The 26,618-nt window shown below is 74.4% G+C and carries 26 protein-coding genes and 1 pseudogene; 14 read left to right on the top strand and 13 right to left on the bottom strand.

The genetic code is table 11. The features are described 5' to 3' along the window. Window positions 1-146: 146 nt before the first annotated feature. Complete coding sequence (locus tag L6E12_RS33690; protein ID WP_236231963.1) at window positions 147-1,010, bottom strand: ADP-ribosylglycohydrolase family protein; 864 nt, start codon at window positions 1,008-1,010, stop codon at window positions 147-149. Between the two features lie 95 nt (window positions 1,011-1,105). On the opposite strand from L6E12_RS33690, the gene L6E12_RS33695 reads away from it, so the two are divergent. Then, window positions 1,106-1,567, top strand: a complete 462-nt coding sequence (locus L6E12_RS33695; RefSeq protein ID WP_236231964.1) for an SRPBCC family protein — start codon at window positions 1,106-1,108, stop codon at window positions 1,565-1,567. 285 nt (window positions 1,568-1,852) lie between these two features. Next, complete coding sequence (locus tag L6E12_RS33700; protein ID WP_236231965.1) at window positions 1,853-2,593, top strand: PP2C family serine/threonine-protein phosphatase; 741 nt, start codon at window positions 1,853-1,855, stop codon at window positions 2,591-2,593. On the opposite strand, the gene L6E12_RS33705 is transcribed toward L6E12_RS33700, so the two are convergent. After that, window positions 2,580-4,610, bottom strand: coding sequence for a trehalose-6-phosphate synthase (locus L6E12_RS33705; protein WP_236231966.1), 2,031 nt, complete (start codon window positions 4,608-4,610; stop codon window positions 2,580-2,582). The two genes, L6E12_RS33700 and L6E12_RS33705, sit on opposite strands and share 14 nt — an antisense overlap. A 107-nt stretch (window positions 4,611-4,717) precedes the next feature. Further along, complete coding sequence (locus L6E12_RS33710) at window positions 4,718-5,647, bottom strand: PfkB family carbohydrate kinase (protein ID WP_236231967.1); 930 nt, start codon at window positions 5,645-5,647, stop codon at window positions 4,718-4,720. A 384-nt stretch (window positions 5,648-6,031) separates the two neighbouring features. Between L6E12_RS33710 and L6E12_RS33715 the strand changes: the two genes are divergently transcribed. From L6E12_RS33715 to L6E12_RS33730, 4 genes and pseudogenes are all read left to right on the top strand, one after another. Further along, window positions 6,032-6,559 (top strand): hypothetical protein, encoded by a 528-nt coding sequence (locus L6E12_RS33715; protein ID WP_236231968.1) that lies wholly within the window; start codon window positions 6,032-6,034, stop codon window positions 6,557-6,559. A gap of 143 nt (window positions 6,560-6,702) precedes the next feature. Next, window positions 6,703-7,218: a pyridoxamine 5'-phosphate oxidase family protein gene (locus L6E12_RS33720; protein ID WP_236231969.1), complete on the top strand. Its 516-nt coding sequence runs from the start codon at window positions 6,703-6,705 to the stop codon at window positions 7,216-7,218. A 206-nt stretch (window positions 7,219-7,424) separates the two neighbouring features. Beyond that, window positions 7,425-7,622: pseudogene (locus L6E12_RS33725) on the top strand (hypothetical protein); the annotation flags it as partial. A gap of 122 nt (window positions 7,623-7,744) precedes the next feature. After that, on the top strand, window positions 7,745-9,358 hold the full coding sequence (locus tag L6E12_RS33730) for a DUF2079 domain-containing protein (protein WP_236231970.1): 1,614 nt from the start codon (window positions 7,745-7,747) through the stop codon (window positions 9,356-9,358). A gap of 6 nt (window positions 9,359-9,364) precedes the next feature. On the opposite strand, the gene L6E12_RS33735 is transcribed toward L6E12_RS33730, so the two are convergent. Together L6E12_RS33735 and L6E12_RS33740 are read right to left on the bottom strand one after the other, a co-directional pair. Continuing rightward, window positions 9,365-9,796, bottom strand: a complete 432-nt coding sequence (locus L6E12_RS33735) for a protein phosphatase (RefSeq protein ID WP_236231971.1) — start codon at window positions 9,794-9,796, stop codon at window positions 9,365-9,367. Window positions 9,797-9,833: 37 nt separating this feature from the next. After that, on the bottom strand, window positions 9,834-10,424 hold the full coding sequence (locus L6E12_RS33740) for a TetR/AcrR family transcriptional regulator (protein WP_236231972.1): 591 nt from the start codon (window positions 10,422-10,424) through the stop codon (window positions 9,834-9,836). A gap of 138 nt (window positions 10,425-10,562) precedes the next feature. On the opposite strand from L6E12_RS33740, the gene L6E12_RS33745 reads away from it, so the two are divergent. Further along, on the top strand, window positions 10,563-11,477 hold the full coding sequence (locus L6E12_RS33745) for a serine aminopeptidase domain-containing protein (protein ID WP_236231973.1): 915 nt from the start codon (window positions 10,563-10,565) through the stop codon (window positions 11,475-11,477). A gap of 84 nt (window positions 11,478-11,561) precedes the next feature. On the opposite strand, the gene L6E12_RS33750 is transcribed toward L6E12_RS33745, so the two are convergent. Beyond that, window positions 11,562-11,993, bottom strand: a complete 432-nt coding sequence (locus tag L6E12_RS33750) for a hypothetical protein (protein ID WP_236231974.1) — start codon at window positions 11,991-11,993, stop codon at window positions 11,562-11,564. Then, on the bottom strand, window positions 11,975-12,715 hold the full coding sequence (locus L6E12_RS33755) for an SDR family oxidoreductase (protein WP_236231975.1): 741 nt from the start codon (window positions 12,713-12,715) through the stop codon (window positions 11,975-11,977). The genes L6E12_RS33750 and L6E12_RS33755 overlap by 19 nt, the downstream gene beginning before the upstream one ends. 151 nt (window positions 12,716-12,866) lie before the next feature. Between L6E12_RS33755 and L6E12_RS33760 the strand changes: the two genes are divergently transcribed. Next, entirely contained in the window at window positions 12,867-14,087 is a 1,221-nt protein-coding gene (locus L6E12_RS33760) for an alpha-amylase family glycosyl hydrolase (protein WP_236231976.1), read from the top strand. A 322-nt stretch (window positions 14,088-14,409) separates the two neighbouring features. Here the strand turns inward: L6E12_RS33760 and L6E12_RS33765 are convergent, their stop codons facing one another. Beyond that, window positions 14,410-15,213 carry an isocitrate lyase/phosphoenolpyruvate mutase family protein gene (locus L6E12_RS33765; RefSeq protein ID WP_236231977.1) on the bottom strand — a complete coding sequence of 268 codons (804 nt, stop codon included), beginning with the start codon at window positions 15,211-15,213 and terminating at the stop codon, window positions 14,410-14,412. Between the two features lie 364 nt (window positions 15,214-15,577). On the opposite strand from L6E12_RS33765, the gene L6E12_RS33770 reads away from it, so the two are divergent. Continuing rightward, complete coding sequence (locus tag L6E12_RS33770) at window positions 15,578-15,877, top strand: DUF1540 domain-containing protein (RefSeq protein WP_236231978.1); 300 nt, start codon at window positions 15,578-15,580, stop codon at window positions 15,875-15,877. Window positions 15,878-16,170: 293 nt separating this feature from the next. After that, window positions 16,171-16,980 carry an LLM class flavin-dependent oxidoreductase gene (locus L6E12_RS33775; RefSeq protein ID WP_236231979.1) on the top strand — a complete coding sequence of 270 codons (810 nt, stop codon included), beginning with the start codon at window positions 16,171-16,173 and terminating at the stop codon, window positions 16,978-16,980. A 67-nt stretch (window positions 16,981-17,047) separates the two neighbouring features. On the opposite strand, the gene L6E12_RS33780 is transcribed toward L6E12_RS33775, so the two are convergent. After that, a complete protein-coding gene (locus L6E12_RS33780) occupies window positions 17,048-17,587 on the bottom strand; it encodes a TetR/AcrR family transcriptional regulator (protein WP_236231980.1) in 540 nt (179 codons plus the stop codon). 29 nt (window positions 17,588-17,616) lie between these two features. Next, window positions 17,617-18,657, bottom strand: a complete 1,041-nt coding sequence (locus L6E12_RS33785; protein ID WP_236231981.1) for an LLM class flavin-dependent oxidoreductase — start codon at window positions 18,655-18,657, stop codon at window positions 17,617-17,619. 42 nt (window positions 18,658-18,699) lie between these two features. On the opposite strand from L6E12_RS33785, the gene L6E12_RS33790 reads away from it, so the two are divergent. From L6E12_RS33790 to L6E12_RS33800, 3 genes are all read left to right on the top strand, one after another. Beyond that, the gene (locus L6E12_RS33790; protein ID WP_236231982.1) at window positions 18,700-19,191 is read left to right on the top strand and encodes an SRPBCC family protein; all 492 of its coding nucleotides are present in this window, start codon (window positions 18,700-18,702) and stop codon (window positions 19,189-19,191) included. 130 nt (window positions 19,192-19,321) lie between these two features. Further along, a complete protein-coding gene (locus L6E12_RS33795) occupies window positions 19,322-20,182 on the top strand; it encodes a DMT family transporter (RefSeq protein WP_236231983.1) in 861 nt (286 codons plus the stop codon). A gap of 79 nt (window positions 20,183-20,261) precedes the next feature. Continuing rightward, the gene (locus L6E12_RS33800) at window positions 20,262-21,380 is read left to right on the top strand and encodes a serine hydrolase (RefSeq protein WP_236231984.1); all 1,119 of its coding nucleotides are present in this window, start codon (window positions 20,262-20,264) and stop codon (window positions 21,378-21,380) included. Between the two features lie 46 nt (window positions 21,381-21,426). On the opposite strand, the gene L6E12_RS33805 is transcribed toward L6E12_RS33800, so the two are convergent. Both L6E12_RS33805 and L6E12_RS33810 read right to left on the bottom strand, forming a co-directional pair. Beyond that, on the bottom strand, window positions 21,427-21,939 hold the full coding sequence (locus tag L6E12_RS33805) for a hypothetical protein (RefSeq protein ID WP_236231985.1): 513 nt from the start codon (window positions 21,937-21,939) through the stop codon (window positions 21,427-21,429). A gap of 269 nt (window positions 21,940-22,208) precedes the next feature. Next, the gene (locus tag L6E12_RS33810; protein WP_236231986.1) at window positions 22,209-22,694 is read right to left on the bottom strand and encodes a MarR family transcriptional regulator; all 486 of its coding nucleotides are present in this window, start codon (window positions 22,692-22,694) and stop codon (window positions 22,209-22,211) included. Between the two features lie 101 nt (window positions 22,695-22,795). Between L6E12_RS33810 and L6E12_RS33815 the strand changes: the two genes are divergently transcribed. Further along, window positions 22,796-23,449, top strand: a complete 654-nt coding sequence (locus L6E12_RS33815) for an FMN-dependent NADH-azoreductase (protein WP_236231987.1) — start codon at window positions 22,796-22,798, stop codon at window positions 23,447-23,449. A gap of 42 nt (window positions 23,450-23,491) precedes the next feature. Here L6E12_RS33815 and L6E12_RS35640 read toward each other — a convergent pair whose 3' ends face one another. After that, window positions 23,492-26,602, bottom strand: coding sequence for a CHAT domain-containing protein (locus tag L6E12_RS35640; protein WP_308075430.1), 3,111 nt, complete (start codon window positions 26,600-26,602; stop codon window positions 23,492-23,494). Window positions 26,603-26,618 lie beyond the last annotated feature (16 nt).

The raw sequence follows: 26,618 nt of genomic DNA on the forward strand, positions 1-26,618 counted from the left end.
ACCGACCGCGCACCGACCCAAGTGGACGGTGCACGGTCGAGCGGTCCTCTTCGGAGGCAGGTGCCGTTCCCCGCCGACCGGGGTTGCGCCCGCCACCCCCTCGTGGTGGCACTGCTCGGCGGCTGCGCGGGTGATCCGCCCCCGACTCAGGGGTCGACCGGTTCGCACCGGTCGAGCCAGTCGGCGGGGACGCCGTCGAGCCCGGTGCGGGCGGCGACGACACCGCCGACGATGGCGCAGGTCGTGTCGACGTCACCGCCCGCCGCCGCGGTGGCCCACAGCGCCTCGACGAGGTCGTCGAGGTGCCGGGCGGCGCACCACAGGGCGAACGGGACCGTGTCCGCGGCGGAGATCCGGCGGCCGGTGCCCAGCGTGCCGCCCGCGTTGCGCGGGTCGGTGCCGAAGCCGACGCGGTCCGCCCGCAGCAGGCCGTCGCGCACCCGCCCGGCGGGCACCCGCTCCAGCACCGCCGGGATCAACCCCCGCCCCGGCGTGCCACGACCCGCGGCGACGGCGGCGGCCACGGCGACCGCGACCGCCCCGGCGGCCCCCTCAGGGTGCGCGTGGGTGACCTCGGCCGACCGCACCGCCGCTCCGGTCACCCGGTCGAGGTCGTCGGCGAACCAGGCGCCCAGCGGGGCGACCCGCATGGCCGCGCCGTTGCCCCACGAGCCCGCGCCGCCGAACGGCGCCCCTGCCGCCGCGCGCCACGGCACCCCGGCGCCGAGGGCGGCGAGGACGTCGTGCATCGAGGCCCCGTAGTGGCGGTGGGGATCGCGGGCGTAGGTCGCGGCGAACCCGGCCGCCAGCGCGTCCCGGTCGACCTCCCCGCGCTCGACGAGCACCCGGTGCAGCGCGAGGGCCATCGCGGTGTCGTCGGTCCACGGCCACGGGCCCGGCGCGACCCGGCGGGACGGCAGGTCGCCCAGCGGCCGGAACCAGGTCTGCCCGAAGCAGTCGCCCAGCGCCAGGCCGCGCAGGGAGTCGAGGGCGGCAGCGGGTCCGGTCATGGTCGGATGGTGCGCGCGCCGGGCCTCTCGCGCACCTGCTCTTCCGGGTTCGCGGTGCGCCGCGCGCCTGCGGCCGGGTTCGGTACGGTCGGGGTGTGCACTCGACTCGGGTTTCGCTGGTGGTCAACGCACCGCGCGCGGCGGTCTACCGGGCGCTGCTGGACCCCGCGGCGGTCGCGCGGTGGCGCGTGCCGGACGGGATGACCGGGCACGTGCACGGGTTCGACGCGCGCGAGGGCGGCGCCTTCCGGGTGTCGCTGACCTACGACGTGCCGGACGGGACGGGCAAGTCGTCGTCGGGCACCGACACCTACCGCGGGCACTTCGCCGAGCTGGTGCCCGGCGAGCGGGTGGTGGAGGTGCTGGAGTTCGAGACCGACGACCCGGCCCTGGCCGGGGTGATGACGATGACCACCAGCCTGGCCGACGCGGGCGGCGCGACCACGGTGACGATCGTCCACGAAGGACTGCCCGACGGCGTGGCCCCCGCCGACAACGAGGCGGGGACCCGGATGGCCCTGGCCAACCTCGCCGCCCTGGTCGAACCCCGCGGCTGACCGGGCCCCGGGGCGGGTGACCACCGGAATTCCACCGTGGTCAAGAAATCCCAAACAGCGCGGTAAACCTGGAAGAATCGAACCGACCGGGCGGCGAATTCGCTTTCCAAGATTATTCCGATCACCCACCGTGCCGTGGAAAAGCCCTGCACCCGGCCCCGAATGCACGGATCGAGTGATATACCGGACCCCGCCTTCCGAATTCCGGAATGCCTAGTATTCTTCGACCTCGCGCGGGCGGGTGGTCGAACACCCCGCGACAAAACCACGGGGGGCGTCGTGCAGGTGACCACGCTGAGCGGGGCGGCCGGGAGCAGGACCGGTCGCCGCAGCCGGGTCAACCACGACGTGGCGCACCTGGGGCTGAACCCGCTGCTGGCGGTGGTCGCCGACGGCCTCGGCACCAGCCCCGGCAGCGCCCACGCGGGCCGCACGGCGGTGGAGCTGCTGATCAGGCACGCGGGCGACGGCGTGGACGGGCTGCGCGCCGCCGTGGTCGCCGCCCACGAGCGCGCCGCGACGCACGCCGCCGGGAACACCACCTTCGCGGGCTGCGCGCTGACCGCCCTGGCCGAGTGCGCGGACGGGTTCTGGGTGGTGCACCTCGGCGGGTCGCGGCTGTACCGGTTGCGCCGCGGCCTGCTGGAGCTGCTGACCGCCGACCACACCATGGCCTGGTTGGACACCGTCCACGGCCGGACCCCGTTCGGTCCTCCCGCGACCAACCCGACCCGCCGCCACCTGACCCGCTACGTCGGCCACTTCGACCGCCCCGCCCCGGACCTGCTCCGGCTGGACGTGTCCCGCGGCGACGTCCTGCTGCTGTGCTCCGACGGCGTCTCCGGTCAGGTCCCGCACACCCGCATCGCGGAGGTGCTGGGTTCCCCCGGCGCCCCGGAGGCGATGGTGGCGGCCCTGCTGGCGGACGCGGGGGCCGCGGGCGGCGAGGACAACGCCACCGCGGTCGTGGTCCGCGCGGACCGCGGCGCCCCCGCGGGCACCCCGCCGCAGCTCAGCAGGCGGTGACCCCGGGCCCGTCGGCCCAGGACGGGGAGACCGCGCGGCGCGCGGTGATGGCGGCGAGGACGTCCGCCGCCCAGTCGATCGGCCGGGTGTGCCCGACGGCGGTGGAGAGGCTGCGCAGGCGGGCCCGCCGTTCCCGGGTGGGCAGTGCGAGCGCGGTTTCCACTGTCGACACCAGGTTCTCCGGTGACGCCGGGTCGGTGAGCAGGGCGCCCGCGGCGAGGCGTTCGGCGGCACCCGCGTACCGGGACAGCACGAGCACACCGGTGCCGCCGGTCGCGGCCTGGGCGGCGACGAACTCCAGGGCGGTGAGGTTCATGCCGTCGCGCAGCGAGGTCACCCAGAACACGTCGGCGGCGGCGTACTGGCGGACGACGTCGGGGAACGGCAGGCCGGGCAGGTGCTCCACCGGCCGCCAGGTGCCGGTGGACCACCGCCGGTTCACCTCGGCGACCCGGCGCGCGAGGTCCCGCCCGGTGGTGTCGTAGGCGGTGATGCCCGGCTCCGGCGGCGGGCACACCAGGCGGAAGACCAGGTCGCCGCGCAGGTCCGGGCGGCGGCGCAGCAGCTCGTCCACCGCGTCGACCTTGGCCACCGGCGCCTTGGCGTAGTCGAGGCGCTCCACCGACAGCACCAGGCGCGGGGTCCGGCCCGGCGCGTGCGCGCGGGCCAGGTCCTCGACCAGCGGCCGGTCGATCCCCAGTGGGTGCACCCCGACCGCGGGACCGCCAGGGACCGCGCGGCGGAAGTTCTCGGCGAAACCCCGGGTGTGGAACCCCGCCCAGTCCAACCGGGCCAGCGACTCCCGGACCTCCTCGGCCACCGGGAGCCGGTCGAAAACGGCCGGTTCCGGGAACGGGGTGTGGTGGAACAGCCCCACCACCAGGTCGGGTCGGGCGGCGCGCAGCAGGCCGGGGACGAGCCAGAGGTTGTAGTCGTGCAGCCACACCACCGCCCCGGGCCGGGCGAGCGCGCTGACGTGCTCGGCGAAGCGCTCGCTGACCCCGCGGTGCACCGACCACGCCCGCGCGTCGAACCGCAGCAGGTCCGGGCGGGACACCAGGGCCGGCCACAGGGTTTCCTTGCAGGCGCGGTGCACGGAGTCCGACCACTGCGCGCGGGTCAGCGGCAGGAAGGCCAGCGGGAGGCCGGTGCCGTGGTCGTCGGTGCGGGTGTGGGTGGCCGCGGTCGCCCACACCGCGTCCAGGCCCTGGGCGAACAGGGAGGTCAGCGTGGGCAGGATGCCGTTGGGGCTGCCGGGTGGGCGCCACCCGTCCGGCGTCGGGACGACCGGGGTGCGGTGGTAGCCGACGACCAGCGGCCCGCGGTCGTCGACCCAGCCCAGGGCGCGCAGTTCGGCGAGGATCGCCGCCGCCCCGGCCTGCCCGGGGCGGTGGGTGGCGCGGGGGCCGACGGCGGCGGTGAGGCCCGGCTCGGCGCCGCCCACGACCACACCGCGCGCCCCGGTGGTGAACAGCGACAGGTCGTTGAGCGAGTCACCGGCCACCAGGACGTCGGCCATCGACCACCCCCGGTGGGCGGCCAGGGCGCGCAGCGCGGCGCCCTTGTCGACCCCGCGCGGGAGCACGTCGAGGAAGCGACCACCGGAGTGCACCAGGTCGCACCCGAGCGCGCGGACCGCCTCGGCCACCTCGGCGGTGACCTCCTCGGCGAGGTAGGAGCAACGCCCCTCCTGCGGCACGCCTTCCTGGTACACCAATGGGAAGCCGCGCAGCGCCGCCCGGACGCGCGCCGCCCCCGGCCACCCCCGGCGCAGCGGGTCCTGCACCTCGGGGACGGTCCGCAGGGACCCGTCGCACACCGTCGCGCCCACGTCGCCGATCACCCAGGCGGGCCGGGGCACGAGCGGGTCGCGCAACACCTCGGCGACGGACGCCCGCCCGCGACCGGTGGCGAACACGACGGTGATGTCCGGGGTGAGGGCCGCCAGCAGCGCGGCGCGCTCGGCGGGTGACCCGGCCAGCAGCGTCCCGTCCAGGTCCGTGACCAGCACCGGCATCGTCGCCCCCAGTCAAGCGAACGCCCGGTGGCCGGGAAAAGACCTCCGGGTGAAGCCGCTCCACGCTAGGGCACAGCCAGGCCCGCCCACCCGCGGCGCGACGACGATCACCCGCCGCTCACCCGTTCGGCGGCCTGCGCGCGGGTGGGCGCGGCGCTGGAGCCGACCCCGGTCACCGACGCCGACCCGCAGGCGACCGCCAGCGCGAGGCACGTGCGCAGGTCGGCCCCGCCCAACAGCCCGTGCACGAACCCGGCGTCGAAGCAGTCCCCCGCGCCGGTGGTGTCGACGACTTCCACCGCGGGCGCGGGCAGCGCGCAGAACTCCTTGCCCCGCAACGCCAACGCGCCGTCCGCGCCCCGCTTGACCACCACCGTCCCCACCACCTCCGCCAGCACCCGGGCGGCGTCCTCGACGGTGGCCGCCCCGGTCAGTCGCAGCGCTTCCTCGGCGTTGGGCGCGAACACGTCCACCTGGGCGAGGGCGTCCCGCGCGGCCCCCAGCGCCACCGGCACGTCCTGGCAGTCCATGAACACCAGTGCCCCCGCCGCCCGCGCCCTCCCCAACGCCTGCGCCACCCCGGAACCGTGGCGCAGGATCGGCAGCAGCAGCACCCGCGGGCGGTGCGCGGCCACCAGTTCCCCCAACAGCGGTTCCACCACCGGGTCCTGGTAGCTGACCATCGCCCGGTCCCCCGCACCCGACAGCACGGCGGTCACGTTGCGCTGCGGCCCGTCGACGGCGGTGAACCCGCTCTCGTCCAACCCCTCCCGCCGCGCGGCTTCCAGCACCGCGCGGCTGAACAGGTCGTCACCGAACGACGCCGCCCACACCACGTCGTGCCCGAGCCGGTGCAGCGCCGACGCCTGGGTGAAGGCCCCGCCGGGGACCACGTCGAACTCCCGGGCGAACACCTCCCGACCCGCCCGCGCGGGCCCGCCCAACCCCCCGAACACCAGGTCGGCGTAGTAGGCGCCGACCACCAAGACCTCACGTCGCGGCGCGTCGGCGCCCGGGTCCGCCCGCGGCGGGCTCACCGCCGGTCGAGCGGCTGCGGGACTCCGCCGGAGAAGCGGGTCGGGTGGTCGTCGGTGTGGCCGCGCATGGCACCCCCTCTGTCCCGATCATGGTATTCACCGGCCGGGTGAACCGGGATACCCCTCGGCGGCAAAGAACACCGACGCCACAACCAACCCGCCGCACACCGAGAAGACACCGACGCCTCTACCGAAATCGACGTGACAGGTCGGCGGATGACGCCGAGGCCGGAGCCGCGGGCGACACCTCGGCGGGCGATGTGCGGGGTGATTCCGCGAGCGCGGACCTCCGCCGCTCGATGCGCAGGACCGCGCGGTCAATACAGAAGGTTTTGGCACCGATGGTTGACAACCAGCGAGGCCGGTCGGTGAAATGGTCGAGCGATGACCGAACCCGACCCCGCCGAACTGGCGCTTGACACCGCTCGCCAGACGTATCCGGTCGGTGATCACGTCACTGGGAAGGTCACCCTGACCCCGCGCCCCGGCGCCGTGGGACTGTTCGTCGACCTCGGCCGATCGCCAACCGGATTCGTCGACGTGCTCCACCTCCCCCAATCCGTCGACCAGTGGCCAGGTGTCGGCACTGTCACCGATTTCGAGGTGCTCCAGCATCGCCACCACCAAGTCCGCCTCTGGCCGCTCGACAATGCCTTTCGGTCGAGCACGACCGACTCCTGGAGAAGCGAACCCGGGTGGCAGGCGGTGAAACACCGGTACCCCGTTTGTTCGGAAGTGATCGCCGAGATCACCGACGTCTTCCCGTCGAACCGCGAATATGTCGTCACGTTCGGTGGCATCCGGTCTGTCCTCGCGTGGACGGGTACGCCGCCCGTCGTCGGCGCCAACACCCGCTTCGTAGTCGCTCGCCACCTCGACACCACCCGCCGGGTACTGCTGCGCAGCACCTGACCCTTCACCGAACAGCGCGCGACAGTGACCATGTCCTGTTGCGAGCGTGTCGAGTTCGGTGAGGTGAGGTGACTCCGCGGCGCCGTCTTCCTCCGGCCGCCCTGCGAAGCCGAGGATGGTCCAGCGGTGGCTATCGTGGGCTGATGCGTGAAACACCCGGAGAAATCACTGAGCTCCAAGCCCTGCTCGACGCCTCCCTGTCCCGCTCCACCGATCACCTCCGTTCGATCGTCACCGAGCACACCGTGACCGCCGAGCAGCTCACCCGGATTCTGGTCGACATGTGCACCCTCGCCCTGTCCACCGTGACGGCGAAGGGCGAGCCGCGGATCAGCGGCGTGGACGGGCACTTCCTGCACGGCAAGTGGTACTTCGGCACAGCACGCAGCGCCGCCAAGGCCCGCCACCTCGCGGCCCGCCCCGCCGCCAGCGTCGCGCACATGCGCGGCGAGGACCTGGGGGTGTTCACGCACGGCACGGTGGAGGTCCTCAACCCCGAGGACGACGAGCCTGCCGCAGACTGGCCAGACCTGCTCGCGTACTTCAAGGACTTCTACGGCGATCACACCGAGTGGGACAAGGACGTGTTCTACTACCGGCTGCATCCGCACTGGATGACCGTCTACGCCCCCGATGCCGCGAAGCTCATCGCCACGTGACCACCTGCTCACGGTGGGCAGCCGGAGGTCCACTGTCGCTGGCAGGTGGTGGACGCGGTCCTCTACCGACGCAGCTCGACCGCTGACGCCCCGGGTTGCTCGACATCGTCACTGCCCAGAGCATGGAACCGGTTCGAGGTGCCGTCGACAATCATGTAGGTGTGGCCTTGGCGCTTGGCCGTCCGCAACGCCGAGCGGCCCGCCGGAGTTCGCAGAACGGGACGAGCGTGTGCGGGCTGCTGCACGGTTTCAATGACGACATCCTCGGCTTCTCCTGGTGCGAGAAGGACCGCGACCATGTAGTGGCGTGCGCCCACCCGAGCGACGCCGCGGAAATCGAGCGCGGGTACTCCGACGGCCGGGGCCTGCTCGCGGGCGGTGGCGCGGCCGGTGATCGGTCACACCGACCTCGCCGATGAAAAAATCGGCAACAGCCCGTACCAGTCGCATAATTTTCACCACATCGGGCACACACGATCGGGTGTATGCGAGCCAGTACCATCACCCTCCGAACTGGGGAGGGTCAATGGTGGTGGCCGAGCGCGCCGCGGAGCCGGTGGTGCGGGAGCAGGAGCAGCAGCGGTGGTGGGTGGTGGCGCTCGGGCTCGTGGCGGCCGCGCCGGTGCTGCTGGCGGCCTGGGAGTCCGTGCGGACGACTCGGGTCAACGTGCTGCTGGACTACTGGCACGTGCTGGCGAAGGTGACGTCGGACTCCGGCTCCCTGGAATTCGGTCCACTGTGGAGCTACCACCTGGAGCAGCCGTTCGTCCTGCCGTCCCTGCTGTTCTACGGTGACGCCGCCTGGTTCGGCGGGGACAACCGGGTGCTGACCCTGCTGACCGTCGGGTTGCTCGTCGTGGCCCTGGTCGCGATGCGGTCGATGCTGGCGGTCAGCGGGGTCGTACGGGCGGGGGTCGTGGCGGTGTTCGCGTTCCTGCTCTGCACCCCGCACCTGGCGGAGCTGTGGGTGCAGGCCACGAACGGCATCAGCTGGGTCCCCGCGGTGGTGCTGTCGGTGCTGGCGGTCGTGGCCGCGCACCACGGGCGGCTGGGGTTCGCCCTTGCCGCCGCCGCGGTGGGCACGGTGTCGTTCGGGGCGGCGATGCCGGTGTGGTTCGCCGTCGCCCTGGTGCTGTGGCTGCGGAGGGAGCGGTGGTGGCGGGTCGTGGTGCCCGCGGTCGTGGGGGTCGTGGTGGTCGCGGGGTGGTTGGCGACCCGGCCGCCGGAGGCGCAGTCGATGGCCAGTTCGGGGTTCGCGCCGGTGGCGCGGGCGAAGGTCGTCACCGCCGTGCTCGGGAGCGTGTGGACCTCGGCCACCCCCGCGGTCGCCGTGGTGGTGGGCGCGGCCGTGGGGGCGGTGCTCGTCGGGCTGGGGATCGCGGCGGTGCGGCGACGCGGCAGCGCGGAGGCCGTCGCCGACGCCGGGTGGGTGGGGTTGGCGGCGTACGCGGTGGCGGTGGCCGTGCTCATCGGGCTGGGGCGGACCACCCCGGCCGCACCGGGCGGCAACGCGGGCCTGATCAGCCGCTACGCCCTCGCGGGCGTGCTGGCCACCTGCGCCCTCATCGCCCTGCTGGTCCGGCGGCGGCCGGTGCCGGGGCGGGCGGCGGTCCCGCTCGCGGCCGTCCTGGTCGCGATCACCTTCGTGACCGGGACCGCGAAGGCCGGGGCCGTGCGCAACTCCTACGCGCCCCTCGGCGTGGTCCCGGTGGCCCTGCGCCTGGAGGGCACCCAGGCACTGGCCACCCTCCAGGTCCAACCCGCCGTCCTCCCGGCCGCCAAGGCCCTGGGCATGTACCCCTTCGACGGCACCTACACCCTGGGCTGCGCGAACCTCGAACTCGGCGACCGCGTCGACCCCACCCGCATCCGCGACCTCCCCCGCACCGGTGGCGTGGTCGACGCGCCGACCCTCGCCGCGGACACCGTGGTCGCGGGCTGGGCCGACCTCGACGGGCGGGCGGGCACCTGCGCCCTGGTGACCACCCCGGACGGGCTCGTGGTCGGCGGCGGCATCACCGCCCTGCCCCGCCCCGACGGGCTCTCGGGCTTCCGCGTGGTCGTCGGCACCGGGGCGAGCGACGTCCTCGTCCACCTCGACGGCACCTTCCACCGGGTGCTCGGCCGCCCGGACGCCTGAGCCCGCTCAGCCCGCGCGGAAGCCCTCCACGAGTCGCCGCTGCCACGGCGTCTCGACGGCGTGCTTGCGGTAGTGGGTGCGGACGTAGGCCACCGCGTCCCCGGGCGCGACCCCGTCCAGGACCGCCAGGCAGGCCAGGGCCGTTCCGGTGCGCCCGTTGCCACCGCCGCAGGCCACCTCGACGCGCTCGGTGTCGGCGCGGCGCAGCAGGTCGCGCAGGGCGGCGGCGAAGCCGGGGCGGTCCAGGGGCAGCCAGAAGTCCGGCCACCGCACCCAGCGGGTCTCCCACGCGAACTCCGGTGGCCTGCGCCCCCGCAGGTGCAGGGCGAAGTGGGGTTCGGGGCCCGCGGGCACCGGGTGGCGCAGGCCGCGGCCGCGCACGAGGCGGCCGGAGGGCAGGCGGAGCACGCCTTCGGCACCGGCATCCCAGGTCGACATCAGGCCAGGCTAGTGCCCACCACCGACACCCGGGCCACTACACCCCGGGCAGGCGCAGCCCGGCCAGGAGCACCCCGACCATGCGGCGGGCGTCGTACCGGGGGTCCTTGTCCGCGCCGATGCAGAGGTTGCCGACGCCGAACATCAACTCCAGGGCCTGGATGTCGGAGCGGATCTCACCCGCCCCGGCCGCGGCGTCGAGCAGCCCGGCGCAGACGGGCACGAGGCGGTCGAGGAAGTGGGCGTGCAGGGTCGTGAAGGTGGGGTCGTCGGATCGCAGCGCTTCGGCGAGGCCGTGCTTGGTGACCAGGAAGTCGACGAAGAGGTCGATCCACCTGACCAGGGCGGTGTGCGGCGAGCCGCTGGTCGCCAGCAGGTCGGGTGCCGCCGCGGCGCACGCCTCGACCTGGTGGCGGTAGACGGCGATGACGAGGTCGGCCCGCGTCGGGAAGTGCCGGTAGATCGTGGCGATGCCGACGCCCGCCGCGGCGGCGATGTCGCGCACGGGCGCGTCGACGCCGGAGGCGATGAACGTCGCGGCGGCCGCCTCCAGCAGCGCTTCCTGGTTGCGCCGGGCGTCGGCCCGCTTCTTGGGAGCTGACGGGCCCGGTCCGTCGGTGTCAGCCACTGGTGTGTCACCCCCATCACCCATCTTGCCAAACGGAACACTGATCCGTATCGTCGATAACGGAACACCGATCCGTTTGGCCATGATGTCAGACCGGCCATCCCGTCACCACCCACCCCCGCTCCTCGAGGAGATCCCGTGCACGACCTCGTCAGCACACCCGTCCTCTCGCTGCGCCCGGTGGCGCTGGCGGCCCCGGGCCGCGGCACCGACCTGCACGTGCGGGTGTCGGCCCCGGCCACCGGCGGCGAACTGCCCGTCATCGTCTTCTCGCACGGCTTCGGCGAGTCGATGGACGGCTACGCCCCGCTGGTCGACTTCTGGACCGCCCACGGGTTCGCGGTCGTCCAGCCCACCCACCTCGACTCGCGGACGCTGGGCCTCGCACCCGACGACCCCAGCCACCCGGGGACCTGGCGCACCCGGATCGAGGACCTGACCCGGGTCGTCGACCAGCTCGACGTCGTCGAAGCCGCCGTCCCCGGCCTCGCCGGGCGCCTCGACCGGACCCGCATCGCCGCCGCGGGCCACTCCTGGGGCGCCCAGACGGTGAGCACGCTGCTGGGCGCGCGGGTCCTCGACGCCGACGGCGGGCCGGGCGAGGACCTGTCCGACCCGAGGATCTCCGCCGGTGTGCTGCTCGCCGTCCCGGGCACGGGAGGCGCCGACCTGACGCCGTTCGCCGCCGAGCACTTCCCGTTCATGAACCCGGGCTTCGCGCGGATGACCACGCCCGCCCTGGTGGTCGCCGGGGACCGGGACCAGTCCGCCCTGAGCGTCCGGGGGCCGGAGTGGTTCACGGACGCGTACTCCCTGAGCCCGGGTCCCAAGAGCCTGCTCACCCTGTTCGGGGCGGAGCACTCGTTGGGCGGGATCTCCGGGTACGCCGCCACGGAGACGACGGACGAGAGCCCCGAGCGGGTCGCGCTGGTCCAGCGGCTCACCTGGGCCTTCCTCCGCAGCGCGCTCCACCCCGGGGACACGGCCTTCTCCGCGGCGCGCGCCGAGCTGGCGCAGAGCACCGACCCCCTGGGCCGCATCGAATCCAAGTGACGCCCGGGAACAGCAGTGCTGTCGGCCCTCGCCGCGCGGACCCGGCGGTTGCGGCTCGGCCTGCTCGCGGTCGCGGGGCGGCCCTCAGCGGTCGGGCTCGGGCCGGGGCCGCACCAGGAGCAGGGCACCGGCGACGACGAACGCGCTCAGGCTCACCACGTTCAACACCCGGTCCACACCGTCGTACATGTCCAGGTGCTGCAGGTGGTAGACCAGGTGCGGCACGCTGAACACCACCCACGCCAGCCCCGCCGCGGCGACCAGGGCGGTGTTGCGCGGTCGCCACGCGGCGGCGAGGCTCAGGGCCGCGAACCCGAGGTAGAAGGAGCCGACGTCCTTGACCAGGTGCTGGTTGTAGGGGCCCAGCCGGGGCAGCCAGTTCATCCCCAAGCCGGGGAACGTCGCGTACCAGCCCGCCGCGGCGAAGTAGGCCCACCCGCCGATGAACACCGCCACGACCGCGAGCACCAGCAGCAGGGCGCGGTGGACCGCGGCGGTCACGAGCGCGCCAGCCACTCGTCGAAGGTCTCGACCCCGAGCGGACCGGGTCCGGTGGGCAGGAGGCCGCCGCCGGAAAGCTGGGCGCCGAGCTTGCCCGGGGGCCGGACGGACAGGACGAGCCGGTGCCCACCGCGGGCGCGCTGCACCTGGCGGACCATCGCGGGCACGTCCCGCTCCTGCGGCCCGGCCAGGTCCGGTGCCCGCCCCACCGGCTCGGCCTCGGCCGCCGCCACCAGCGCCGCCGCGACCTCCCTGGCGGCGATCGGCCTGCTGCGCATCCGCGGTGCCAGTACCACCGGCCCGAACGCGGTGCGGCGCAGCACCTGCTCGGCGAACTCGTGGAACTGGGTGGCGCGCAGGACGGTGGCGGGCACCGGCCCGGCCAGCACCAGCTCCTCCTGCCGCCGCTTGCCCAGGTAGTAGCCCAGGTCCACCCGGTCGCAGCCGACGATCGAGAGCACCACGTGGTGGCGCACCCCGGCGTCGGCCCCGGCCCGCAGCAGCCGCGAGGTGGCCTGTTCGAAGAACGCCACCGACTCCGCGGCGCTGGTCGTGGTCACGCTGCTGACGTCGATCACCGCCTCGGCCCCCTCCAGGGCCGCCGTCAGCCCCGCGCCGGTCACCAGGTCCACCCCGGTCGACCGGGCGATGACCACCGGCTCGTGCCCCGCCGCCCGCGCCGCCTCGACCACCGGGGCCCCGACGGCCCCCGTCCCACCCGCCACCGCGATCCGCATGTCGCACCTTTCCCGTCCATCGAGTTCCACCCCCAGGACGAGGCAGGTGGCCGAGATGTGACACCGGCAGGTCGGCGGGTGGTTGCGATGGCGGCGGCCCCGGCGGGGCGGGATGCTGGGCGCGCAGGGGTGTCGAGGGGAGGGATCGGGCGTGGGTGAGCCGGACTGGGTGCGGCACGCGATCTGGTGGCACGGCTACCCGCTGGGGATGACCGGCGCGTACCCGGCCGACCCGGCACCGGGGCCGCACGAGCACCGGCTGCTGCGGCTGCTGCCCTGGCTGGACCACGCGGTGCGGCTCGGTGCGTCCGGGATCGCCCTCGGCCCGGTGTTCGCCTCCACCAGCCACGGCTACGACACCACCGACCACTTCCGCGTCGACCCCCGCCTGGGCGACGACCGGGACTTCGACACCCTCGTCACCGAGGCCCGGCAGCGCGGCCTGCGGGTCCTGCTGGACGGGGTGTTCAACCACGTGGGCCCGGAGTTCGGGCACCCGGGGTGGCTGCGGCCCGGGCACACCTTCGAGGGGCACGGGGGCCTGCTGACCCTCGACCACGCCAACCCGGAGGTCCGCGACCACGTCACCGCCGTGCTGACCCACTGGCTGGACCGGGGCGCCGACGCCTGGCGCCTCGACGCCGCCTACGCCACGCCCCCCGACTTCTGGGCCGACGTGCTGCCCCGGGTCCGCGCCCACCACCCCGAAGCCTGGTTCGTCGCCGAGGTCATCCACGGCGACTACGCCGGGTTCGCCGCGCAGACCACAGTGGACAGCGTCACCCAGTACGAGCTGTGGAAGGCGGTGTGGTCGAGCCTCAACGACGGCAACCCCCACGAACTGGCCTGGTCCCTGACCCGCCACAACGGTTTCCTGGACACCTTCGTGCCTGCCACCTTCGTCGGCAACCACGACGTCACCCGCATCGCCGCCAAGCTCACCAACCCCCACCACCTCCCCCACGCCCTGGTCGTCCTGTTCACCACCGCGGGCACCCCCGCCGTCTACGCGGGCGACGAACTGGGCCTGCGCGCGGTCAAGGAAGACCGCCACGGCGGCGACGACGCGATCCGCCCGGAGTTCCCCGCCACCCCCGAGGACCCGTTCCCCGGCACCGACCCGGCGGTCCTGCGCCTGCACCAGGACCTCATCGGCCTGCGCAGGCGCCACCCCTGGCTGCACACCGCCCGCACCAGGATCGTCGAGACCACCCACGAACACCTGACCTACGAGTCCACCTCCGGCGACGACACCCTGGTGGTCACCCTCAACTACGGCCCCGGCACCATCGAGGCAGCGGGCACCGAGGCCGTGGCGGGCGAGCCCACCACCCACCTCGGCCCCCACGGCTGGCGCATCGCCCGACGCTGACCCCGTGCCCCCTTCCCGGAACAAGCGGCTCGACCACCAGCCACGCCGAACCCTGCCGGCGCAGCCACAACCAGCCAACTCCAACCCCAACAGCGCAGCTGCCGATCACCCCGAGAACCGCAGGCCCGGCTACGCAACTGCCCGGGTGGGTGGATGTGCTTGGCCGGGGGTGGCGATCATGTGCAAGCCTGCTCGGGCTGTGGGGCATCTCTTCAGCCCCACTCGGTCACACTGGGCACATGATCGCCGTAGGGGCCCCGGCCAAGCACATCCACCCAGCCGGGCACCCCCACCACAACCCGGGCTCCACGAGCAGGCGAACTCACGACCGGTCGAACAGCCCGTTCACCACGTCGTAGTCCGACCCACCCGCCAACGCGCCGTAGGTCCCCTCGGCCAACACCTCCCGCACCGCCCGGTGGACCAGCCCGAAGACGGCCTTGCTCACAGCGGAGCCGAGGCTGACCCGGCGCACCCCCACGGCGCCCAACTCGGCGATGGTGGGAGCCCCTGGCCCGGCGAGGGCGTTGACCGGCAGCGGAACCGCGGCGGTGAGCGCCGCCAGCACCTCCAGGTCCAGCAACCCCGGCACGAAGAACGAGTCGGCCCCCGCGTCGGCGTAGGCCCGCCCCCGGCTGACCACCTCGTCGAACCGGCTCTCAGGCTCGCCGATGCCGAGCAGGTACACGTCGGTGCGGGCGTTGATCCACAGCTCAGCCGCGCCCGCGGCACGGGCGGTGCGGATCAGGTCGGCCTGCGCGGCGGAGGTGCGCAGCTCGGTGCGGGAGGTGGAGTCCTCCAGGTTCACCCCCACGGCACCCGCGTCGACGACGCCCCGCACGGTGGCGGCCACGTCCTCGTAGCCACCCTCGACGTCGGCGGTGACCGGGACCCGGACGGCCCCGGCGATGCGCCGCACGGCCTCGACCATGTCCGCCCCGCGCACCCCGTGCCCGTCGGGCCTGCCCAACGACCACGACACCCCGGCACTGCTGGTCGCCACGGCCGCCGCCCCGGCCTGCGCGACGGCGACGGCGCTGCCCGCGTCCCACGCGTTGGGGAGCACCAGCACACCGTCTTCGTGCAGCGCCCGGAACGCCGCTGCCTTGTCCTGCCACTCGGTCATGTCTGCTCCAGCACGGGGTGGGGGAGGCCGTCGAGAACCCGGTCGGGCTCGGGTGGGGTGGGCGAGTCACCGCCCCCCTCGTCGGCGCCCGATCCTAGTCGCAACCGGTGCCGCCGGGCCCCGCCGCAGGCGCGGGCCCACTCCACGGACGGGTCAACCCTGGCGCACCCCGGTGGCCAGTCCCCCCTCCAATCCTCTTGCGACACACCGGATCCGGCCCAGCACAACAGTTTCTAGGTTAGCCTCACCTAATCGCCCCCCTGTTGCGACCTCCCAGGACCGGTGAGACCGTCGAACCACCCGCCGGGTGAACCGCCCGGCGGCCAGACCGCGAGGACTGCCGACTCCCACCACAGGAGAAGCCATGACCACCACCGAGATGCCCGCCGTCAACGAGTGCACCGTCACCGGCTGCTCGTACAACCACGACGGCTGCCACGCCTTCGCCATCACCGTCGGCGGCAGCAACGGCGCCGCCGACTGCGGCACCTTCGTCCCGCTGGCCCGCAAGGGCGGCCTGGACAAGGTCGTCGCCCAGGTCGGGGCCTGTTCCCGCGCCGACTGCAAGTTCAACGCCAACCTGGAGTGCACCGCCTCCGGCGTCCGCGTCGGCCCCGGCAAGGGCACCCACGACGCCAACTGCCTCACCTACACCACCAGCTGACCCCTCCTACCTGCCCAGGTCCGCGTCGGCGAGCAGAGCGCCGACGGCGAGACCGGGCGGTCAGCGCACACGAGCGCCCGAGGGCCCCGCGCGGGCTCCTCGGGCGCTCAAGCGCTGTCAGGGCTCCCCGCGAGCACCCCGGCGGCCAACCCCTCGACCTCCCGCGGTGGGTTCGAGCGATATTCGGTCGTGGTGTCGGCGCTGTGCCGTTACGTTCGCCGCTGCCCGTCCGCTGGTTCAGGCGTTCGATCGCTGTGCGGTTCGAGGTTCGGACCACACGTGGGAGGAGTGCGGTGGCAGACGGCAGGTTGCGGTTCGGCATGGTGGCCAACCCCCGCGACGCACAGCAGTGGCGGGCGGTGGTGCGCCGGGCGGAGGACCTCGGCTACGACACCCTGTTGACCGCGGACAACCTGCACATGCCTGCCCCCGCGGTGTCGCTGGGGGTGGCCGCCGGTCTCACGCAGCGGTTGCGGCTGGGCACCCTGGTGATGTCCGGCGCGCTTCGCGTGCCGCGCATGGCGGCGCGGGAGGCCCACAGCCTGTCCGTGCTGACCGGGCGGCGGTTCGAGTTCGGCATCGGGGTCGGCAACCCGGGGACGCGCGCGGCAGCGCGAGAGCTGGGGCTCGCGCACGGGGGCAGCGCGTTGGAGCGGGTGGCCGCCACCGTCGCCGCGCTGCGGGAGTTGGACGGCGAGGAGCACACCCCGGTGATGATCCCCGCTGCGGGCCCCCGGGCTCGCGCGCTGGCCGCGGAGGTCGCCGACATCGTCATGGTCGCCGCTCCGGCCCTGGCCACCCGCGACGAAGTGGCGGCGCTGGTGCGTGGGATCCGCGATGCGGCGGGCACCCGCCCGATCGAGTTCGCGATGACCGTGTTCGCGGTCGAGGACCGCTTGGAGCCGTGGGCCGAGAACCTGCTCGGCGCGTCGACAGCCGAGCTGCTGGCTCGGGATTCGCTGTCCGTGCTGCAGGGGGATTCCGTCGCCGTGGCCGATGAACTGCGCCGTCGTCGTGACCGACTCGGTGTCACCTACTTCGGCGTGCACGGCAGCAACACCGACGTGTTCGCTCCCGTGCTCGAGCGGCTGGCTGGTTGCTGAAACCGCTCCTGCGGACCTGGCAGAGCGCGGCAACCCCACAGACCGCCGGTCGCGGCGAGGTCCCCGGTCACCCCGCGGGCAGCAACCCCACGAGCCGCCGGGTGATGACGTCGAGCGGTTCCACGCTCCGCCTGCCGCGGCACAGCACCACCGCGCCCTCGATGGCCGCCAGCACCAGTGCCGCCAGCTCGTCGGCCTCCGCGGTCTGCACCCCGCCCGCCTCGATCGCCTCGCGCAGCAGCCCCTGCCACCGCTCGAACGCCTCCCGGACCACCGCCTCGGCCTCGGGCAGGTCCTCGCGGGCGTCCACGGCCAGGGCCACGACCGGGCACCCGGCCCGGAACCCGCCCGCGACGAGCACCTTCTTCCAGAACGACGCGATGCGCTCGACCGCCGCGCGCGCGTCCCCGGCCTCGGCGGCCTGCGTGATCAACCCGCTGATGACGTCGGCCGCGCGGCGCCCGGCGGCGAGGATCAGTTCGTCGCGCCCGCCGGGGAAGTGGTGGTACACCGATCCGCGCGGTGCCCCGGAGTGGGCCAGCACGGCGTCGATGCTCACGGCGGCGGCGCCGCGTTCGCGCATGAGGACGATGGCGCTGTCGATCATCCGGTCGCGGGTGCCCCGGGGGGACACGGTCAGCCCCGGCCGGTGATGTCGAGGAGGGTTTCGAGGGTGCGGGCCTGGTCCTCGAAGGTTCCGTCCACCTTGGCCAGCAGGGTGGTGATCCCGGCGTCGCGGTAGCGGGTGACGCGGTCGGCGACGGTGTCGGGGAGGCCGACGAGGTTGGTCATGGTGCCCAGTTCCAGGGGGACGGCTGCGGCGGCTTCGGTGCGCTTGCCCCGCTGCCAGAGGGCGGCGACCTCGGCGACCTGGTCGGCGAAGCCCAAGCGGGCGAAGGCGCGGTTGTAGTAGTTGTCCGGGCCCGAACCCATGGCGCCGATGGTGAAGGCGTACCCGTTGGCGTGCCTGCGGCCCAGTTCCGCGGCCTGCTCGGCGGTCTCGGTGAAGCCGACGGCGACCGGGGCGACCAGGTCGAGCGCGTCGAGGGAGCGGCCCGCGGCGCGGGCGCCCTCGGCCAGGGGGTCGAGGAAGACCTCGGCGGATTCGGGGATGAACGCGTTGCCGAGCCAGCCGTCGGCGGCCTCGCCGGTGAGGCGGAGGTTGGCCGGGCCCATGGCGGCGACGTAGACCGGCACGTGGGCGGGCTCGACCATGGGGGTCAGGGGGCGACCCCGGCTCCCCGGCAGGGGCAGCGGGTAGACCTCGCCCGCGTGTTCGAGGCGGTGGCCGCCGCTGACGGTGCGGATGATCTCGATGGTCTCACGGGTGGTCTGCACGGGCTTGCGGAACGGCACCCCGTGCCAGCCCTCCATGACCCGCGGGCCGGACACGCCCACCCCGAGGGAGAAGCGGCCACCGGAGAGGGCTTGCAGGCTCAGCGCGGAGGTGGCGAGCAGGGCGGGGCTGCGCGAGCCCAACTGCACGACGAAGGTGCCCAGGCCGATCGCCTCGGTCTTGGCGGCGAGGTAGGCCAGGCCGGTCAGGGCGTCGTAGCCCCACACCTCGGCCACCCAGAGGGAGTCCACCCCGAGGCGCTCGGCCTCCACCGCGAACTCCGCGGCCCCGGGAAGCCTCGGTTCGACCAGCACGCCGACCTTCATCCGGGATCCCTCCACCGTTATTATGCTCTATGACATAGTACGGACCAGAGGAGTGCCATGCGCTACCGGGACAGCCCGACCGTCGAGGTCACCGAGCGGATCGAGACCACCCCGGCGGCCGCGTGGGCGCTGGTCACCGACATCGAGCTGCCCACCCGCCACTCCCCCGAGCTGCAGTCGGTGGCCTGGGTGGGGGACGCGGACCGGGTGGCTGTGGGCAACCGGTTCATCGGGCGCAACCGGCACCCGCGGCTCGGCGAGTGGTCGACGGAGTCGGTGATCGTCGAGGTGGAGGACGAGCGCCGGTGGGTCTGGCAGGTGACCGCCGGGGAGTTGCCGGTCGCCACCTGGGGTTTCGAGGTGGACCCTGGGCGCGACGCGGTCCTGGTGCGGCAGTGGGGGCGGCTGGGGTCCGCCCCGTCGGGGCTGTCGATGGTCATCGCCGCGACGCCGGAGAAAGAGGCCAGGATCATCGCCCGCAGGCTCGCGGAGTGGGAGGCGGGCATCCGCGCGAACCTGGCCGGGATCCGCGCCGAACTGGGCTGCTGAGGCACCGTCCACCCGGGAGTTCCGCCGGAATCGCCCGGTCACAGCGGGTGAGGCGTTACTGTGGCCGTCGGTAGCGACATCGGGTCGGCGTGGGGGTCGACCGAGCGGGAGACTGGGGCGGCCGCGACTCATGAATGACCTGTTCATCACGATCGCGCTGTGCGTCGTGGTCGCCGTCGTCTACGCCTCGGCCGCGCTGATCCAGGCCCGGGTGGCGCACCTGTCGGTGCGGGAGCTGCTGAAGGTGCCGGTGTGGTGGCTGGCGCAGCTGCTCAACGTGGCGGGCGCCGGGCTGCACGTGCTGTCGCTGAACTTCGGGCCGCTGTCGCTGATCCAACCGCTGGGCGTGCTCACCCTGGTCATCGCGGTGCCGCTGACCGCCTCGGCGGGCCACCGGCGGGTCACCCGGCTGGAGGCGGTCGGCATGGGCTGCACCGTCATCGGCCTCGCCGGGCTCACCATGCTGATCACCACCGGTGGCCGCTCGGACACGCTGACGAACGCGGAGCTGTCCGGGCTGCTGCTGGCCACGACGGTGCTGGTCGCGCTGCTGGGCGTCAAGGGCAGCAGGCCGGGAGCCTCGCCGCTGTGGGAGGCGGTCGCGGGCGGCATCGCGTTCGCGGTGTGCTCGGCACTGTGCCAGACCGTGGTGCGCACCCTGGAGGCCGAGGGCCCGGGGGTCCTGCTGCGCCTGGGCACGCTGCTGACGGTCGTGGCCATCGTCGCGTTCGCCATCGCGGCCACCGTGCTCACCCAGCAGTCCTACCGCTCGGGCCTGGGCGCCCCGCTGGCGGTGACGAACCTGGTCAACCCGGCCAGCGCCACCGCGATCGGCGTGGTGTTCCTGGGCGAGGAGCTGGCGACCAACGGGTTGCTGGTGGTGCTGGCGGTGGCCTGCGCGGCGCTCGCCGCCTTCGGGGTCACCCGCCTGGCCCGCGCCCGCGACGTGGTGCCCGCCGCCATCGCGGAGACCTCCCCCGCCACCGGGTGACCGGAGCAGTGACAACCGGAGCACCCGCGCGCTAGAGTTGCGAACACTCGTGTTCGCAAACCCTTCCGGGAGGCCCCACGTGCGCTGCCTGCTCGTGACCACGGCGATCTGCGCCCTGCTCGGCGCCTCGGCCGCCCCCGCCCGGGCGGCGGAACCGGAGCAGGACTGGCTCAACGCCTACCGCGTGGCGACCGGTTCAGTGGGAGCGGTGGTCACCACCCGCGACGGCGACGCGGTGTCCGGGTGGGGCAGCGGCCGCACCGCCGTGCTGACCGGGGCCGCCCCCGACGAGCACACCCGCTTCCGCGTCGGCAGCCAGACGAAGATGTTCGTCGCCACCGTTGCGCTGCAACTGGTCGACGAGGGCAGGCTGGACCTGAACGCGCCGATCGAGCAGGTGCTGCCCGGCGTCGTGCGCGGTCCCGGCATCGACCCGAATGCGATCACCGTGCGGCACCTGCTCGAACACCGCTCCGGCATCCCCGACTACCTCGGCTTCGTCGGCGGCGACTACCTGCAGACCGCCGTGCTGCTGCTCAACCCCACCTGGCAGATCACCCCGCCCACCCCGCAGCGGCTGGTGGACGAGGGCACGCGCAAGGGCGCGCAATTCGCCCCGGGCCAGGGCGGCGCCTACTCCAACACCGGCTACACGGTGCTGGGAATGCTGGTGGAGGAGCTGACCGGGCAGGACCTGCGCGTCGCCATCAAGGAACGGGTGCTGGACCGGGTCGGGATGCCGTCGACGTTCCTGCCCGCCCCGGGCGAGAAGGCCCTGCCCGCCCCCGCCTCCCGCGGCTACCTGTCGGTGGGCGGCATGGCCTTCGCCGACGTCACCGGCTACGAACCCGCCGTCTGGGGCGCCGCGGGCGGCCTGGTGTCCACCGGGGAGGACCTGACCGCGTTCCTCAACGCCCTGTTCAGCGGGGAACTGGTCTCCCCCGCCCGACTGGCGGAGATGCGCAGCGTCGCCCCCGGCCCCGGTTACCCGAACTACGGCCTGGGCCTCGGGCGCTACGTCACCGACTGCGGCGAGGTCTGGGGCCACTCCGGGCAGATCGCGGGCTACACCACGCTGACCGTGGGCGACGGCGAACGTGCGGTGTCGATCGGGGTCAACAACACCCCCGTCGTGGCCGACGGCGCCGCCGCGGCGCAGGCGCAGCGGGACCTGGTCAACCACGCCCTGTGCGGGTGAGCAGCGACCGGCGCCGACCGGTCCTGAGTGGACGGCGCCGGGATCGTCACTCGCAGCCCACGCCGTCGCTGTCGTTGTCGAGCCCGTAGACGTCGGTGCCGGTGACCCGCACCGGTCCCTGCACGTAGGCCGGGCCGTTGCCGCTGCCGCCCGCGCAGTCGAAGTCGGAGGCCACCGGCACGCAGCCGCTGTAGTTCGGGTCGCACTTCGACGCCGGGGCGGCCTTCTCGGCGGGCGGCGGTGCCGGGGCCGCGGCGGCGCGCTTGGTCGTGGTGGCGGGCTTCTTGGTCGTGGTGGCGGGCTTGGCCACCGTCACGGGCGGCTGCACCGGGGGCACGGCCACCGGGGGCACGGCGACCGGGGGCGGCGGGGCCACCGTGGTTGTGGTGGTAGTGGTCGTGGGCGCCGCAGTGGTGGAGCTGGGCGTGGTGGAAGTCGGTGCGGCCACGGAAATCCCGGTCGCACCGGTGCCGACAGCGTCACCGCCACCCGAGCAGGCGGTGACGAGGGCGGCCACGGCGACGAGCAGGCCCGTGACGACAACCGATCGGTTCTGCATGTGACCACTCCAGACGGACGTGCGGTGTGTGCCACCCCTACATCGGCGGCCCCCGCCACGCGTTACCGAACCGGCCTCGAATACGGGGAACCGGACCGGTTGGTGACCCCCCGACCACTCGCCCACGCCGCCACGCCCACACCTCGACACGACAATCCCAAGAGGACACATCTACCGATCTCGACACTCCACCCGGCACAGTCGGGGAGTCGATCGAGGCCGGATACGTTCCCGCGCAACAGGCTCGGAGCAGACAGGCGGGAGTCGCGCTAGCAGGAACCGTTCTCCAGCGCGGCCACGTCCTCCACGACCCGGCAGGCGTTCTCCCCGGGGGCCTCGGTGGCGAGCTTGCGCAGCAGGTCCCGCAACTGGTCGCGTTCGGCGGGGTTGAGCGGGGCCAGCACGTGGTCCTCCGCCCGGCGCAGCGCCTCGGTGGCCTCGGCCAGGCGGGCCCGGCCCGCGGCGGTGGCCGAGAGCAGGCGGGCCCGGCGGTCGGCCGGGTCGGGTCGCCGCTCGACGAGGCCGGAGCGCTCCAGGTCGTCGATCAGGTAGGTCATCACCGTGCGGTCCACGCCGAGCCGGTGGGCCAGGGCCAACTGGCTGGAGGGTTCGCCCTGTTCAGCGGAGGTCAGCACCTGGTAGCCGCGAGGACCGCCGGGCAGTCCGGCCAGCGCCTCGCCGGTGGCGCGCAGGTACCCGCGGAAGACCGAGCCCAGAGCCCAGCCGAGATCGGCTTCGACGGCGGGGGTGTGCACGGTCCCATCCTACGGGAGGGGGCCCACCGACGGGTATGGTCTGTGAAGACGATAGTCTGAAAAACAGAACATCTGATCCGCATCACAACCTGGGAGTGGACATGGGCCTGTTCCGGCTCGACAGCAGCATCCGCCAGGAGGGCTCGGTCAGCCGCGCCGTCGCCGACTCGCTGGAGGCGGGCTGGCGCGAGGTGCACCCCGGCGCCGAGGTCGTGCGGCGCGACCTGGGGGCCGACCCGCTCGGCGCGAGCACCTGGGCCACCGCCCTGGGCGCCGGGCAGACCCCGGAGGACCAGCGCACCGCCGAGCAGACCGCCGCGCTCGCCGAGGTGACCGCGAGCGCCGACCAGCTCGCCAACGCCGACGCGGCGGTCATCGCCACCTCGCTCTACAACTTCGGGGTGTCGCAGCACCTCAAGGCGTGGATCGACCTGCTGATCCTCGACCCGCGGTTCGGCCCGGGCACGCAGCCGCTGGCGGGCAAGTCCGTCGCGCTGGTCGTCGCCCGCGGCGGCGGCTACGGCGAGGGCACCCCGCGCGCGGGCTGGGACCACGCCACCCCGTACCTGGTGCGCATCCTGGGCGACGTCTGGGGCGCGGACGTCACCGTGGTGGCCGCCGAGCTGACCCTGGCCGAGGTCAACCCGGCCATGGCCGAGCTGATCCCGCTGGCCAAGGAGTCCGCGGCAGCCGCGCACGAGCTGGCCACCGCCACCGGCAAGTCCTTCGGCGAGCGCGTCGGCGCCTCCGCCTGACCGGCACCGCCCGACCGGCGCGCGGGGCGACCCGCGCGCCGGTCACGGTCCACTGTGGACCAGTGCGGCCCACAGCTCGGGGCGGTGGGGGTACTTGCCCCGCAGGGTCCGGGTCACCGTGCGCAGCGCCTCGGCCGCGCCGTCGGCGGTCGGGCCGTCCGGCAGGTGGTGGTGGAAGGCCCGCGCGACGTAGGTGGCCACCTGGTCGTTGACGTGCCACAGCCCGGCGACGACGTGCCGGAACCCGGCCAGCGCCACCGCCGAGGCGAGGTGGACCGACTCGTCGGCCTGCCCGCCCGGGGCGGTGGAGCACGCCGCCAGGTAGGCCAGTTCGGCGTCGGGGCGCAGCCCGGTGAGCCCCGCCACCGGCAGCGGGCCGTCGGCCAGGTGCAGGCCGCTGCGCGCCGGGACCCGCGGGTCGCAGACCGCGTGGCAGGCCAGGTGCGCCCACGTGGCACCGGACAGCGCGGACAGCACGCGCTCGGCGGTCGCGTCCCGGTCGAGCAGGTGCGGGGCGTCCGGGTGCGGGTCGACGTCGGGCAGGTCCGGCAGACCCGGGGTGCGCGACAGCGCGACCACCACCTGCTCGCGCGCCGTCGCGGTGGGCCGGGTGCGGGCGTCGGCGAGGGCGCGCAGCGTCGGCGTGTACGACGACACCACGCGCTCCAACGCCCCCGGCTCCCCCGGCGGGCCCGCGGCGTGCAGCGGCAGCAAACCCAGCAGACCCGTCGGCAGCCACCAGACCCGCAACACCCCCTCGGGCAGGGCGTCCAAGACCGGGCCGACGACCGCGGTCCACAACCACGCCAGGTGCGCGCCGATCACCGCCTGCCTGCTCGGGCCTGCCGCGTCGAGCAGTTCCGCCGCCCGCGCCGACACCTCCGCCCGGGTCACGTCCGGCAGCCGCACCACCACCGGCTCCCCCGCCGCCGCGACCAGGACCGCGTCGCAGCGGCGGCTGCCCGCGTTGACCAGCACGACCACCCCGCCCGCCGGGCGCAGGTCGGCCAACCTCGGCGGCAGCAGGAACCGGGCGAAGCCGTCGTGCCGCCGGATCTCCGCCACCAGCGCCTCGTACCGCGCCCACAGCCGCCTGCGGCCCTCGACCTGGTCCGGCGACTCCGCGAACCCCAGGTCGTCCCGGGCGCGGTGGAAGCGCTCGGCCAGTTCCGGGTGCGCGCTCGCCAACTCCGCCAACTCGGACCGACCGCCCAGCCGGGCGGCCAGCAGCACCCCGCGCCCGTGCTCGGCCACCCGCACCGCACCGGCCGCGTCCCCCACCTCGCAGTGCGCCGCCACCGCCTCCGACACCAACCCGGCGTACTCGCCCAACAGGCGCTCCCGGTCCTCCGGCCCACCACCGCCCGGCGCCACCGACGGCAACAGGGCCACCGCCGCACCCAGCGACCGCACCGCGACCTCGTGATCCCCCATGGCGCAGGCCAACTCCCCCACCGCCCGGTGCGCGCGGACCCGATCGGCCGGGGTCGCGGTGGCCGCCGCCCGCGCCTCCTCGGCCAGGTCCCGCAACAGCACCGGGGTGACGCTGTGGTCCCCCGCCTCGAACGCCCGCAGGTACGCCCGACCCAACCGGGCCAGCACCGGCGCCCGCCCGCCGTGCCCGGCCGGGGTCACCGCGAGCACCTGCCGCAGCAGCGCGATCGCCCGGTCCAGGTCCGCGGCGCTGCCCGACCGCGCGTGCCGCGACTCATACTGGGCGGCCAGGTCGCGCAGGAACACCGGCCGCGCCGGGTGATCCTCGGCCGAAGTCGCCAGGTGCAGCAGCCGGATCGCCGCGGCGGCGTCGGACTCCTGCCCGCTGTGCCCGAACCGGCTCGCGTGCAGCGCGGCCAGGTCCGCCAGCAGCACCGGCTGCCCACCACCCGAGGGCGGGGTCTCCGCCGACGCCGCCGCCAGGCACCGCACCCCGCGGTCCAGGTCGGCGACCGCACCGGCGCGGTCGAAGCGCGCCCGGTAGGCCAGCCCGAGGGTCGACAGCAGCCCCGGCCGCTCCCGCCGCCCGGGCGGCAACGCCGCCACCGCCTGCTCCAGCAGCTCGACCGCCCGGTCCAGGTCGGCGGGCACCCCGGTCAACCGGTACCGCTTGCGGTGCGCGACCCCCAACCCCGACAGCCACCCCGGCCGGTCCGGGTGCCCGGCGGGCGCCGCGGCCACCGCCGCGGCCAACACCTCGATCCCGCGGTCGAGGTCGGTCTCGTCCCCGGTGTGCTCCCACCGCTCCAGGCGCACCACCCCCAGCGCGGCCCACTGCTCCGCCACCCGCGGCGCACCGTCCGGTGTGGACGCCACCGCCCGCTCGTGGCTGTCCACCGCCCGGTCCAGGTCGGGCAGTTCCCGGTTGCGCCAGTACAGGTTCCGGTGCGCCGCGCTGAGCATCCCCAGCACACCCGGCTCGTCGAAGTGCCCACCGGCGAGCGCCTGCCCGAGGACATCGACCTGCCGGTGCAACTCGGCGGTGTCGCCGGTCAGGCCGTAGCGCGCCTGGTGCACGCGGGCCAGGTTCGACAACCACCCCGGCCGGTCCGGGTGCTCCTCGTCGGCGGCCACAGCCGCCTCGATCGCGTTCGCCGCCAGGTCGAGGTCCTCAGCCGACCCCTCGCTCTCGTGGAGCCGCAACGACGCCAACCCGAAGTTCGCCGTGAACCGCGCCCACTCCGGGTGCTCGGCGGGCAACCGCCCCAGCGCCGAACCCAGCAGCACCACCGACGCCTGGAGAACCCCCCGGTCGTCGGTGTGCCCGGTGGCCAGCAGCAGCCTGGTCCCCGTGTCGGCCTGCACCTCCGGGTCCGCCCCCGCACCGATCATCGACCGCAGCGGGGCGGGGATCGCCGCACCCGCGGACGCGATCGGCGACAACCGCAGGACCGCCCTGGCCAACTCCACCACCGCAGGCAGCCCCGGCCCCAGGGCGGTGTGCCTGCAATAGGCCAACCACCCCAGCACCAGGCTCGCCGCCGCCCGCCGCTCCTCCTCCACCCGGCTCACCCGGTCGGGGTCGGCGGGCTGGGCCGCACCCCACAGCGCGTCCGCCTCGGCCTCCACCGACGGGCCCAGCACCACCGCGGCGTCGTCCGGGCCGTCGTAGCGCCGCACCCGGGCATCGACCCGGCGCAGCAACTCGTCGAAGTCCACGATTCCCCTCGCCCGC

The organism is Actinokineospora sp. PR83 (assembly GCF_021056305.1).
GTDB classification, from domain to species: Bacteria; Actinomycetota; Actinomycetes; order Mycobacteriales; family Pseudonocardiaceae; genus Actinokineospora; species Actinokineospora spheciospongiae.

What these genes read in the sequence shown, in the direction of transcription:
- L6E12_RS33730 (WP_236231970.1), top strand. Translation starts at nt 7,745, where the DNA reads ATGGTGGTGGCCGAGCGCGCCGCGGAGCCGGTGGTGCGGGAGCAGGAG.
- L6E12_RS33790 (WP_236231982.1), top strand. Translation starts at nt 18,700, where the DNA reads ATGCGCTACCGGGACAGCCCGACCGTCGAGGTCACCGAGCGGATCGAG.
- L6E12_RS33795 (WP_236231983.1), top strand. Translation starts at nt 19,322, where the DNA reads ATGAATGACCTGTTCATCACGATCGCGCTGTGCGTCGTGGTCGCCGTC.
- L6E12_RS33780 (WP_236231980.1), bottom strand. Translation starts at nt 17,587, where the DNA reads ATGATCGACAGCGCCATCGTCCTCATGCGCGAACGCGGCGCCGCCGCC.
- L6E12_RS33705 (WP_236231966.1), bottom strand. Translation starts at nt 4,610, where the DNA reads ATGCCGGTGCTGGTCACGGACCTGGACGGGACGCTGCTGGCCGGGTCA.
- L6E12_RS33755 (WP_236231975.1), bottom strand. Translation starts at nt 12,715, where the DNA reads ATGCGGATCGCGGTGGCGGGTGGGACGGGGGCCGTCGGGGCCCCGGTG.
- L6E12_RS33765 (WP_236231977.1), bottom strand. Translation starts at nt 15,213, where the DNA reads ATGACCGAGTGGCAGGACAAGGCAGCGGCGTTCCGGGCGCTGCACGAA.
- L6E12_RS33690 (WP_236231963.1), bottom strand. Translation starts at nt 1,010, where the DNA reads ATGACCGGACCCGCTGCCGCCCTCGACTCCCTGCGCGGCCTGGCGCTG.
- L6E12_RS33815 (WP_236231987.1), top strand. Translation starts at nt 22,796, where the DNA reads ATGGGCCTGTTCCGGCTCGACAGCAGCATCCGCCAGGAGGGCTCGGTC.
- L6E12_RS33735 (WP_236231971.1), bottom strand. Translation starts at nt 9,796, where the DNA reads ATGTCGACCTGGGATGCCGGTGCCGAAGGCGTGCTCCGCCTGCCCTCC.
- L6E12_RS33770 (WP_236231978.1), top strand. Translation starts at nt 15,578, where the DNA reads ATGACCACCACCGAGATGCCCGCCGTCAACGAGTGCACCGTCACCGGC.
- L6E12_RS33715 (WP_236231968.1), top strand. Translation starts at nt 6,032, where the DNA reads ATGACCGAACCCGACCCCGCCGAACTGGCGCTTGACACCGCTCGCCAG.
- L6E12_RS33805 (WP_236231985.1), bottom strand. Translation starts at nt 21,939, where the DNA reads ATGCAGAACCGATCGGTTGTCGTCACGGGCCTGCTCGTCGCCGTGGCC.
- L6E12_RS33720 (WP_236231969.1), top strand. Translation starts at nt 6,703, where the DNA reads ATGCGTGAAACACCCGGAGAAATCACTGAGCTCCAAGCCCTGCTCGAC.